General features: G+C 53.5%; 9 protein-coding genes and 1 tRNA gene. 9 read left to right on the top strand and 1 reads right to left on the bottom strand.

Features of this window, described 5'->3' with window-relative positions; all coding sequences use genetic code 11:
* Positions 1–23: 23 nt before the first annotated feature.
* The 7 genes from trpC (at position 24) to ACLHIL_RS02470 (ending at position 6,515) form a co-directional block, all read left to right on the top strand.
* Complete coding sequence (trpC, locus tag ACLHIL_RS02500; protein WP_411296372.1) at positions 24–836, top strand: indole-3-glycerol phosphate synthase TrpC; 813 nt, start codon at positions 24–26, stop codon at positions 834–836.
* 104 nt (positions 837–940) lie between these two features.
* Complete coding sequence (gene trpB / locus ACLHIL_RS02495; RefSeq protein WP_411296371.1) at positions 941–2,167, top strand: tryptophan synthase subunit beta; 1,227 nt, start codon at positions 941–943, stop codon at positions 2,165–2,167.
* On the top strand, positions 2,164–3,003 hold the full coding sequence (trpA, locus tag ACLHIL_RS02490; protein WP_411296370.1) for a tryptophan synthase subunit alpha: 840 nt from the start codon (positions 2,164–2,166) through the stop codon (positions 3,001–3,003). Before trpB ends, trpA begins: the two co-directional genes overlap by 4 nt.
* Positions 3,004–4,002 (top strand): prolipoprotein diacylglyceryl transferase, encoded by a 999-nt coding sequence (lgt, locus tag ACLHIL_RS02485; protein WP_411296369.1) that lies wholly within the window; start codon positions 3,004–3,006, stop codon positions 4,000–4,002.
* 38 nt (positions 4,003–4,040) lie between these two features.
* Complete coding sequence (gene pyk, locus ACLHIL_RS02480) at positions 4,041–5,468, top strand: pyruvate kinase (protein ID WP_411296368.1); 1,428 nt, start codon at positions 4,041–4,043, stop codon at positions 5,466–5,468.
* A gap of 136 nt (positions 5,469–5,604) precedes the next feature.
* Positions 5,605–5,686, top strand: a tRNA-Leu gene (locus tag ACLHIL_RS02475).
* Positions 5,687–5,885: 199 nt separating this feature from the next.
* Positions 5,886–6,515, top strand: coding sequence for an ANTAR domain-containing response regulator (locus ACLHIL_RS02470; RefSeq protein WP_411296367.1), 630 nt, complete (start codon positions 5,886–5,888; stop codon positions 6,513–6,515).
* Positions 6,516–6,691: 176 nt separating this feature from the next.
* Here ACLHIL_RS02470 and ACLHIL_RS02465 read toward each other — a convergent pair whose 3' ends face one another.
* Positions 6,692–7,066, bottom strand: coding sequence for a PaaI family thioesterase (locus tag ACLHIL_RS02465; protein WP_411296366.1), 375 nt, complete (start codon positions 7,064–7,066; stop codon positions 6,692–6,694).
* 45 nt (positions 7,067–7,111) lie between these two features.
* On the opposite strand from ACLHIL_RS02465, the gene polA reads away from it, so the two are divergent.
* Positions 7,112–9,853: a DNA polymerase I gene (gene polA / locus ACLHIL_RS02460; protein ID WP_411296365.1), complete on the top strand. Its 2,742-nt coding sequence runs from the start codon at positions 7,112–7,114 to the stop codon at positions 9,851–9,853.
* 208 nt (positions 9,854–10,061) lie between these two features.
* Complete coding sequence (rpsA, locus tag ACLHIL_RS02455) at positions 10,062–11,531, top strand: 30S ribosomal protein S1 (RefSeq protein ID WP_411296364.1); 1,470 nt, start codon at positions 10,062–10,064, stop codon at positions 11,529–11,531.
* Positions 11,532–12,000: the final 469 nt, after the last annotated feature.

Raw genomic sequence — 12,000 nt, 5'->3', positions numbered from 1 at the left:
TGTCAATATATGAGGTGAGAGACATGACGGTATTAGACGACATCATTGCTGGGGTTCGTCAGGATCTTGCGGTGCGAGAAGCTGCGGTAAGCCTTGATATGCTCAAAGAAATCGTGGCTCGTCAGCCGCAAGCCCGTCATGCTCTGGCCGCATTAAAGCCTGCCGAACATCGCAGCGTTCAGATTATTGCGGAAGTGAAGCGAAAGAGCCCGTCAAAGGGGGCTTTGGCAGATATTCCGGATCCCGCTCAGCTCGCCGCATTGTACGAGCAGGGCGGGGCTGCGGTGATTTCGGTGTTGACGGAAGAGCGCCGTTTCGGTGGATCGCTTCACGATCTGGATGCCGTGCGGCGCGCCGTCGATATTCCAATATTGCGTAAGGATTTTATTGTTACGCCGTATCAGATCTGGGAAGCTCGGGCGCATGGTGCAGATCTGGTTCTCCTGATTGTTGCCGCCTTAGAACAAACAGTGTTGACCTCTCTTATCGAGCGCACTCATTCACTAGGCATGACGGCATTGGTGGAGGCCCACAGCAGGGAAGAGGCCGTGCGAGCCTTAGATGCTGGAGCTCAGGTTGTGGGGATCAATGCGCGGAATTTGAAGACCTTAGACGTCGATATGCGGGTTTTCGATCAGGTGATTGATATTGTTCCTTCCCATGTCGTTCGGGTGGCGGAGTCTGGAGTAGCCCATCCGCAGGATGTGTTGAACTATGCCCGAGCTGGAGCCGATGCGGTTCTCATGGGAGAGGCCCTCGTCACCCATCGCGATCCCTTGCAGGCAGTGCGGGATATGGTTGCCGCCGGGCAGCATCCCTCGCTGGATTCGATTTAGTAACACCAGATGCATACGATGAAGAAGACGGCATAAACGTGTTGCTATAGATTGAACGTAGCGTCGGCTATTCCGTCTCACCGCAATAAAAAGAAGAAGGCATAATGCTGTTTTCCAAAGCACATGGTCCATACTTTGATGTTTTTGGGGGATGTTTTGTCCCAGAAGCCCTCAAAAAAGCGTTAACAGATCTAGAAAACGGATGGGAAGCGCTCAAAGACGATCCGAATTTCATCACGGAGCTTGACCATCTGCATCGGAGCTATTCCGGGCGCCCCTCAATTGTGACGCAGGCGGAGAGATTCGGTGAGCAGTATTGTGCAGGCGCGCGGGTTTTTCTAAAGCGAGAAGATCTCAACCATACCGGATCGCACAAAATCAACAATGTTTTGGGTCAGGCTCTCCTCACCCGTTCCCTGGGGAAGAAACGAGTTATTGCCGAGACGGGTGCGGGTCAGCATGGAGTCGCGACGGCAACAGCGGCGGCTTTGTTGGGCTTGGAATGTACGATCTATATGGGGGCGAAAGACGTCCAACGCCAGTCATTGAATGTTGCCCGAATGCAGTTATTAGGAACGAATGTCGTCGCAGTTGATTCGGGGTCATGCACCTTAAAAGACGCCATTAATGAGGCTTTCCGCGATTGGGTAACGAATGTCGATACCACTAACTATATTTTCGGTACAGCCGCTGGCCCGCATCCTTTCCCGACGTTGGTCCGTGATTTACAGAAAATCATTGGTGAGGAAGCGCGAGCACAGATCCTTGATATAACAGGTGAGCTACCGGATGTTGTTACTGCTTGTATCGGGGGTGGCTCCAACGCGATTGGGATGTTTAACGCCTTCCTTGATGATCCAACCGTGCGACTGATCGGTGCGGAAGCCGGAGGAGAAGGAGCAGAAAGTGGACGCCACGCTGCTTCTATTACCCAGGGCGAGATTGGCGTATTGCACGGGGCAAAAACATATTTACTTCAAGACGATGACGGGCAAACGATTGAGTCAGTTTCGATTTCGGCAGGCTTAGATTATCCAGGGGTGGGCCCAGAACATGCCTGGTTGGCTGCTAGCGGGCGAGCGGAGTATTGGCCTGTTACAGATGCTGAGGCGATGACGGCGTTCCGTGCTTTGGCGCGTAGCGAGGGAATCATTCCGGCGATTGAATCTGCTCACGCGCTAGCTGTTGCCATGAAAGTGGGGTGTCAGGCAGCCGAATCTGGCCAGCAGCCGACGATTGCGGTGTGTTTATCAGGGCGAGGCGATAAAGATATGTACACGGCAATGGAGTATTTCGATTTGGGTAATCATTCTCAGGGGGAGGAGCGATGACGCGCTATACCGCACAGGTTATTGACGAACGCCGGAAAGCTGGTCAAGCGGCATTTATTGGTTATTTGCCGGTGGGTTTCCCCTCCGTCTCTGATTCTATTGCGGCTGCTCGTCGGATCGTTGATGCGGGGGTAGATATTGTTGAATTAGGGATGCCCTATTCTGATCCGACGATGGACGGGGCAATCATTCAACAGGCTACAACGGCTGCGTTGGCTCGAGGTGTGCGTCAGGCAGATATGTTTCGGGCAGTTGAAGCAGTTGCGAATACTGGGGCAGCAGTCGTTATTATGAGCTACTACAATCCGATATTCCGCTATGGTATTGAACGTTATGCTCGGGATTTGGCGAATGCCGGAGGGGCCGGTCTGATTACTCCGGATTTAGTACCCGATGAGGCGGCTGAATGGATTGCGGCTTCGGATGATTACGGCCTGGAGCGAATCTTCTTGGTTGCCCCCTCATCAACGGATGAACGATTGGCATATACGGTCGGGCATACTCGCGGTTTTGTGTATGCGGCTTCCCGCATGGGGGTTACGGGTGTACAGGATCGCGTAGCTAGCGGCGCCGAAGATCTCGTTGCGCGCACGCGCCGCGCCGGAGCGCGCAATGTATGCCTAGGAATTGGGGTATCAAATGCCGATCAGGCCCGTGATGTTGCGCAGTATGCAGACGGAGTGATTGTTGGTTCAGCGCTTGTGCGCACGTTAATTGACCACGATGGCGACACCCCTACTGCCTTGGATACTATTGAACGGATTGCTGCCGAGATTGCCAGTGGTGCGCATGTCTTGCGTGGTGATGTAGCTGTGACGACTACCAAAGGAAACTGAATGATGTTTCAGGCTCTCCCATCTCCGCCGATCCATGAAATCACCGTGGGGCCACTGAGTCTCCGCTTCTATGCTTTGGTGATTATCCTCGGAATTATTATTGCGACGTTTTGGGCAGATCGTCGGTATAGAAAAAAGGGTGGGCCACAAAACGTGGTGGTAGATGTTGCCGTCTGGATGGTCCTTTGGGGGATTGTCGGTGCGCGAATCTATCACGTTATCACTACTCCGGATCCGTATTTTGGCCCTGGAGGAGAGCCAATTCGCGCGTTCTACGTTTGGCAAGGCGGGATTGGAATCTGGGGTGCTGTTGCAGGCGGGGCATTAGCTGGGTATATCACGATGCGTCGGCGTGGCTTACGATTTAGCCCGCTTGGTGATGCGGTTGTCCCTGGTTTATTGCTGGCTCAAGCGATTGGTCGTTTTGGGAACTGGTTTAATCAGGAGTTATTCGGGCGGCCAACTGATCTTCCGTGGGGCTTGCGCATTGATGCGGTCCATCTGCCTGCGGGGTATTCGCCAGGAACGACTTTTCATCCCACGTTCTTGTATGAGTCGCTGTGGTGCTTAGCAGCGGTGCTGGTGATCTTGACTCTGGAGAAGAAATTCCATCTGTGTGGCGGTCAATTAGTGTACGTCTATATCGCGCTATACACCTTAGGGCGGGTATGGATCGAGAATTTACGGATTGATACGGCCCATATCTTTTGGGGATTGCGGTTGAATGTATGGGTGTCGATTCTGGTCTTCTGTGCGGCCGTGATTGGGTTGGTGTGCCGTACTCGGTATCTGCGTCAGCATCCGCAAGCCAAAGGGATCTATCTTCGCCAGGCGGCAGAAAACCAAAAGCAAACAATGGCTGACGAGCTGCTTGAAGATGACGAGGTATCTGACGCGGAATCGGATGTAGAAACTGAAATCGACGGCAAGGAGATAGCTGGTAATTCAGCGCTATCCACAGGTAATGCGGGAGATGATCGCGATGAAACCAAGCACTAGTTTTCACTCCCTACGAGCTGGTCAGGTATGGTGGTGCTATGCGTAGAGCGAAGATCGTATGTACTCTTGGTCCGGCTGTTGACTCTAAAGAGCGTATCGTTGAACTGGTAAAAGCAGGCATGAATGTTGCCCGCATTAATGCCTCACATGGCTCCCATGACGAGCATGAAAAGCGTATTCAGTGGGTGCGTGAGGCGGCTGACGAGCTTGGTGAAGCTGTTGCGGTGCTCGTCGATTTGCAAGGTCCGAAGATTCGTCTGGGAACATTTGAATCAGGGCCGGTGCTGTTGGAACAGGGAGATATTTTTACGATCACAGCCGAGGACGTCCCCGGCGATAAAGAGCTTGTCTCCACGACCTTTAAGGGGCTACCGGGAGATTGCAAGCCGGGCGATATTATCTTGATTGATGATGGTAAGGTCCGGGTTCGAGTTCTTTCAGTTACTGGGCCGCAGGTGCGCACGGAAGTTCTCATCGGCGGGACGGTATCCAATAACAAAGGGGTAAATCTGCCCGGTGTGGCGGTGTCCGTTCCGGCCTTGTCAGAAAAGGATAAGGTTGATTTAGAGTGGGCGTTAAACGTCGGCGTTGATGTGTGCGCATTGTCCTTTGTGCGTTCGGCAGATGATGTGAAGGACGTCCATGCGATTATGGACGCGGTTGGCCGCCGGATTCCGGTAATTGCCAAGATCGAAAAGCCGCAGGCGATCACTGTTTTAGATGAGATCGTCGATGCTTTCGATGGCATTATGGTCGCCCGCGGTGATCTCGGGGTGGAATTGCCGCTGCAGCAGGTGCCATTGGTGCAAAAGCGAGCGATCATGATTGCCCGTCGTTCTGCTAAGCCAGTGATTGTGGCAACCCAGGTGCTGGAATCTATGATTTCTTCACCCACTCCGACGCGAGCTGAGACTTCAGATTGTGCGAATGCGATTTTGGATGGCGCAGATGCGGTGATGCTCTCTGGAGAGACGTCGGTCGGAGCGTATCCGGTTGAATGTGTGCGCACTATGGCCTCGATTATTGAGTTCACAGAAGAGCACGGGCTGCAATCTATCCCGAAGATCGGCAATCTTCACCGCACGCGCAACGGCGTCATTACTCGCTCGGCAATGGATATTGGCGAAGCACTCGGCGTGAAGTATTTAGCGGTCTTCACTGCTTCTGGGCAGACGGCACGACGGATGGCTCGGTTGCGTGCCCGTATTCCACTGTTAGTGTTCACTCCTTCGGCAGATGTGCGCCAGCAGCTAGCGCTGACCTGGGGAATACAGTCCATCATCACGCCGGAAGTTGCTCATACCGATCACATGGTGGAGCAGGTGGATGTTATCTTGCATGAACGGGAGCTAGCTGTGGACGGGGATCGCGTTGTCATCGTCTCTGGTATGCCTCCGGGGCAGGTGGGATCGACGAATACGATTCGTATTCACAAGATGGGCGAGATGTTTTCTGGCGAACGCTAAGGAGCGCGGTTTCGCTATTTTGGTGGAAAACCTCGGCAACGTACCAGATCGTCACGGTTAATGTGATGATGGTCCTACTTGTGGCTGCGATGTGGAGATGATTAATTCTCGTGCAGCATGTAGGATGGTACGCGCTGCTCCTGTGGTGGAACTGGTAGACACGCCGCACTCAAAATGCGGTGCCTCCGGGTGTGCGGGTTCGAATCCCGCCGGGAGCACTTTTTCATTGCTGCGTTACTGCGGATATTCCGCACTAACGTTTCATGTGCGTTGAGGAAATTCCCCGTGATGGAGATCGCCGTGCAAGAAGTCTTGCAGACTGTGGATATCCTATCGCGGTAAAGTGTTCGTCAGTTTATAGTTAATAGGGTGTAAAGCTAACCGATGGCGGTTTAGCGAAAGAGCTCGGAGGAACGAATGAGTGATCTGATCGCAGGCGCGGTTTTTGATACCAGCGATGATGACCGGGCGGCGGTGCGTGCGCTAGTCGTCGAGGATGAAACGCTTATTCGGTTAGATATTGTCGAAACCTTGCAGGAGGCCGGCTATACCGTGGTAGGCGAAGGCGCTACCGGCGAAGAGGCTATTGAGCTGGCCCAGGAGCACGATCCTGATCTAATCGTGATGGATATTAAGATGCCTGGTTTGGATGGCATTTCGGCAGCGCAAGCTATTCTTGCAGAACGTCAAGTTGCCATTGTTATGTTGACGGCCTTTTCCCAAAAAGAACTGGTTGAACGGGCGCGCGATGCCCGAGCATTAGCGTATGTCGTTAAGCCCTTTACCCCGGAAGATCTCATTCCAGCAGTAGAAATCGCACTGTCACGTTCGCGTGAGATTGCCTCACTGGAAGCAGAGGTTGCTTCCTTGACCGAACAGTTTGAGACGCGCAAGCGGGTGGATCGGGCGAAAGGTCTGTTGCAAGAGAAGATGGGATTAACGGAGCCAGAGGCATTCCGCTGGATTCAAAAGACCTCAATGGATCGTCGCTTAACGATGCGGGAAGTTGCTGACGCAGTTGTTGAGCAGGTCGGGGGAGAAGAATAATCCCTATCTGCCGGCGTAGGAGAGCCTCGCGGAACCGCTGTTGCACTCCTGCCGGCTATTTGCTGTAGCTTGGTCTGTACTTACCAGGTATGTTGCTGTGCCCAGATTGACGTTTCTCGGCTATCTGGGCACAGGACGAGAGAGCGTGCGGGGGCAGGTGTTGTTCTTATGGAAGGCTAGGCTGCGACAAATACACAGGTTAAACGCCCAACTGCAGTGATTGTGCCGTTAGCGTCGGTAACGTTAATGCTCAGGCATATTGATGAGCGCCCTTGATGGATTACTTGGGCGTGTGCTCGGGCCAGAGGCGTGGCATTTGCGGCAAGTTGCGTGACGGATAATTCCGTACCCATGGCGATGCGCCCCTCAGGCGCGCGGGAATTAGCGAGAATAGAGCCGGCATGTTCGACGAGCACGCCATTTGCTCCGCCATGCAATACCCCGAAGGGCTGGCGCGCTGCCGTTGTTGACATAGAAATGACACACTCAACGTCGTCAGATTTTTCTATCAAAATACCCAGTGTTTGCTCTAATGTCGTCCATTGCTCCATAGCTGTAGCCTACTCGGTGTTCCTCAGACGCGATAGGCTAGGGGCGTGACAACGAATACGCTGCTTCTCATTGATGGTCATTCTATGGCCTTCCGATCCTTCTATGCCCTGGCTGCGCCGAATTTTCGCACCACCCGCGGGCAGTACACCAACGCTATTCATGGCTTCACTATGACCTTGTTGCGGTTAATGAAGGATCACCGACCGGATCACGTGGCAGTTGCCTTTGATCTTCCAGGAGGGACGTTCCGGACCCGAGAATATCCGCAGTATAAGGCTGGTCGAAGTGCTACTCCGGTAGAGTTCAGTGGCCAAATTGAGGGTATTCAGCATGTTCTGGAGAGTCTGGGTATTAAATGGTTCAGCTACCCGGATTACGAAGCTGACGATATTGTTGCGACGTTATCGACCCAAGCGTGTGCCGCGGGGATGAATGTCGTTATCGCCTCCGGTGATCGCGATGCCTTCCAACTGGTAGGTGAGCATATTACGCTGATGTATCCCAAATCCGGGACGACCTTAATCCCTATGGACGCAAAAGCTGTTTTAGAAAAAACCGGCGTTACCCCGCAGATGTATCCCGATATGGCGGCGTTAGTGGGAGAGGACGCGGATAACATCCCCGGTGTGCCCTTGTGGGGGCCAAAGACTGCCGCAAAATGGCTCAATCACTATGGTTCCTTAGCTGCTCTGCTGGATCATTGCGAGGAGATTTCTGGTAAGGCTGGGGCAAATTTACATGCGAATGTCGAACTTGTCCGGCGCAATCGCGAGCTCAATGCGTTAGTTTGCGATTTACCCTTGGTAGACGATCTGGCGGAGCTTCGCATATCTGGGGGTGGGCCAGCGCAGGTTCGTCGCGTCTTTAGTGAATACGAATTTGTTGGTTTGCAACGGCGCGTCCTGAGCGAGTTTCCGTTTGCGCTATCGGCGGATTCTTCCGAAGGCATTTCGGATGCCCTCGACGGGGAATCGGGTAACGAGCGCGATGACCTAACCGCAGATAAAGAGGAGCTGATCGCTCAGATTCTTACAGGTGGGCAGGTTGCGCTGGCACAATTCTTAGCAGAACATCCTGCCCCGTATGGGCTGTACGCCACTGGTCAGCAACGCCCACGGAAGGGCAATGTTGATACGGTGGCGATCGCGGGGGCAGATAAAGTGGTGTTCTGTGCGGATCGAGCGAGTTTATCGCCGGAGGATGAGGAGACTTTGCGAGAGTTCCTCGTCGGCGATACGCCAAAAATCGGGCATGCAACGAAAGGGCTGTGGCATGCCTGGCATGGGGTGGGATATGACCTTGCGGGAATGATCGCGGATATTGAGTTAGCGGCATACGTTTTGGCACCTTCACAGCGCGATTATTCTTTGGAGAATCTGGCGAGCCGTTATCTGGGTATTGAGCTGACGGCAGATGAATCCGATCAGCTTTTTAGCCTAACCGGAAACTCCTATCAGGGGGCTGCAGAGCGAGCAGCGGTATTGCATCCGCTTTACGGGTATTGCCAGCGGGCTTTAGCCGCGATTGACGCTGTAGATCTCGCTTCTTTGGAGTTGGTGACGGCGCAGTTACTTGCCCAGATGGAAGATCGAGGAATCGCAGTTGATGAGGCGGTACTCGAATCGCTGTATGAAACATTCAATGTGCATGTTGAAGATGCGCAACGTCGGGCGTGGGACGCAATTGGTGATGATTCAGTTAATCTATCTAGCCCGAAACAATTGCAAGAGGTGCTTTTCGAGCGGCTTGAGTTGCCCAAGACGAAAAAGACAAAGTCTGGATACACCACAAACGCTGCTGCGTTGGGCGATTTGCTGCGGAAAATTGCGCTCCGTGAGGACGATAAATCTGTGGCAGGTCAGGAATTCCTATCGGCGTTGCTGCTACATCGGGACGCAATTAAATTGCGGCAGTCCATTGACGGTTTGCGCCGTGCGGTGGAGTCCGATAAACGCATTCATACCACCTATCAGCAGGCGGTGACGGAAACGGGTCGGCTGTCGTCCACTGATCCGAATTTACAGAATATCCATGCCCGCACTGAGGAGGGTTTGCAGGTCCGGGAGGTTTTTGTTCCGGGGCAGGAATTTGACTATCTGATGACGGCGGATTATTCGCAGATTGAGATGCGTCTCATGGCACATTTCTCTGGTGATGAGGAACTTATTGCGGCATTTCGCGATGGGGTGGATCTGCATAGGTACGTCGCTTCGCGAATCTTTAATGTTCCGCCAGAAGAAGTGACGTCTCAGCAACGTTCGCATATTAAAGCGGTGAGCTATGGTCTGGCGTATGGTTTATCAGCGTATGGGCTCTCGAGCCAGTTGCATATCTCAGTGCCGGAAGCTGAGCGTCTTATGGCGGATTATTTCACTCGTTTTGGTCGGATTCGAGATTACCTGCATGAAGTAGTTGAGCAGGCACGTCAGGACGGTTTCACGGCGACGATTACCGGGCGGCGCAGGTACTTGCCAGAACTGACGAGTATGAATCGTATGGAGCGGGAGACGGCGGAGCGGCGGGCCTTAAATGCCCCGATTCAAGGCTCGGCGGCTGACATTATCAAGTTGGCTATGATTCGAGTCGATGAGGCGATGACGCAGCGGGCAATGGCTTCGCGAATGTTATTGCAAGTCCACGACGAATTAGTGTTTGAAGTTGTGGCGGCAGAGGCTCAGGAGTTGGAGGCGTTAGTTCGCGCTGAAATGGGAAATGCGGTTGAGTTGCGGGTGCCCTTAGAAGTTTCGGTTGGAATTGGGCGAAATTGGCGAGCGGCCGCACATTAAGGAGTGCCTAGGCTGTTTGGTCGGATAGCTCGGTTAGATAGCGGCGGATCTGCGCGGAAAAATGCGATGTGCGTCGCTGTTTCACGCTTGCTCCAGAGTACGTCTTGCCCGTAAACTTGGCTTTTGGTGCATCGCTCGTGCGCATCGCGCATACCGTGGGCACCACGTAATTGTCCGAACTAGTACACAATCTGGAGTCACCAACTCTATGACCATCAACAATCAGACCTCTCCTGAGGTCGCTATCAACGACATCGGCTCTGAAGAAGATTTGATTGCCGCTGTTGACAAGACCATCAAGTACTTCAACGATGGCGATATCGTCGAAGGCACCGTTGTAAAAGTCGATCAGGATGAGGTCCTGCTCGATATCGGTTATAAGACCGAAGGCGTTATCCTCTCTAAGGAACTTTCCATCAAGCACGACATTGACCCTGATGATGTCGTCGAAGTTGGTGACCAAATCGAGGCGCTCGTCCTGCAGAAAGAAGATAAGGAAGGCCGCCTCCAGCTATCCAAGAAGCGTGCTCAGTATGAGCGGGCCTGGGATAAGATCGAAGAAGTCAAGGACGCCGACGGCGTTGTCACTGGCTCGGTCATTGAAGTTGTTAAGGGTGGTCTTATCCTTGACATTGGCTTGCGTGGATTCTTACCGGCATCTTTGGTTGAGATGCGTCGGGTTCGCGATCTGCAGCCATACGTCGGTCGGGAATTACAGGCCAAGATCATTGAACTGGATAAGAACCGCAACAATGTTGTGCTCTCGCGTCGTGCATGGCTAGAGCAGAGCCAGTCCGAGATTCGCGCTCACTTCTTGGATACCTTGCAGAAGAACCAGGTTCGTGAGGGTGTTGTTTCCTCGATCGTTAACTTCGGTGCGTTCGTTGATCTTGGCGGCGTTGACGGTCTGGTTCACGTCTCCGAGCTGTCGTGGAAGCACATCGATCACCCGTCTGAGGTGGTTGAGGTTGGCCAGCCGGTCACGGTTGAGGTTCTCGACGTCGATATGGATCGCGAGCGTGTTTCGCTGTCCTTGAAGGCTACCCAGGAAGATCCGTGGCAGACCTTCGCCCGCACCCACCGTATCGGTGAAGTTGTGCCGGGTAAGGTTACCAAGCTCGTTCCTTTCGGTGCGTTTGTGCGTGTTGAAGACGGCATTGAGGGCTTGGTTCACATCTCCGAATTGGCGCATCGTCACATCGAGCTGCCTGAGCAGGTTGCCAAGGTCGGCGATGAAGTATTCGTCAAGATCATTGATATTGATCTGGAGCGCCGTCGGATTTCCCTCTCCCTCAAGCAGGCTAATGAGGGTGTCGATCCGAACTCGACCGATTTCGATCCGTCCTTGTACGGTATGACGGCTGAGTACGACGAAGAAGGCAACTACAAGTATCCTGAGGGCTTTGATCCTGAGTCCAACCAGTGGCTTGAGGGCTACGAGGAGCAGCAGGCTGCCTGGGAAGCGGAGTACGCCAAGGCTGAGGAGCGCTGGATTGCTCACAAGGCTCAGGTTGCCGCCCACCTTGAGGCAGACGCCGAAGCTGCTGCCGCCGGTGAAGGTGCAGAAGCCGCTGCTGAGGAGACGCCGGCTTCTTACTCCTCGGGCAACGAAGCGAGCGGTATGCTTGCCTCCGATGAAGCCCTTGCCGCATTGCGGGAGAAGCTGACGGGTAACTAATTTTGAACGCTGTTGTGAAACAGCGCTAATGACGGGGAGCGGAGACAATTTTCGCTCCCCGTCATTGTATGTGCTCTCTTTTTCAGTTCCGCAATATCTCTGCGTAATTCCACAGGGCGCGGAACTGCGATCACTGTAAAACTAAGAAGAAATAGGCGGATCGCGCGAGCCTAACGACGAATAAGGCGTATGGTGAGGCGTAAATACGGATAAAAACGATGTATCGGCGTGGCAATAAGTTATAGTACACGCAGTAAAACCGCAGTTATGCGCTATTGTGATCGCAGCGCGGGGGCGGCAGCGCCGCGTTACACGTCTATCGGGTGTCTGCTGGCTGAGCTATGTTATGTGTGCATGGTTACCTCAGTATGGCGAGGGGGGGGGGGGGGGGGGAAAACACCCCCCCCCCCCCCCCCCCTTTCTCTTGAGGGGGGGGGGGGTTTTCCAATTGGGGGGTCCAAAAAACAAA

This window comes from Trueperella sp. LYQ143 (genome assembly GCF_046599595.1).
Lineage (GTDB): Bacteria > Actinomycetota > Actinomycetes > Actinomycetales > Actinomycetaceae > Trueperella.
This window is presented reverse-complemented; position numbering and strand designations above follow the sequence as displayed.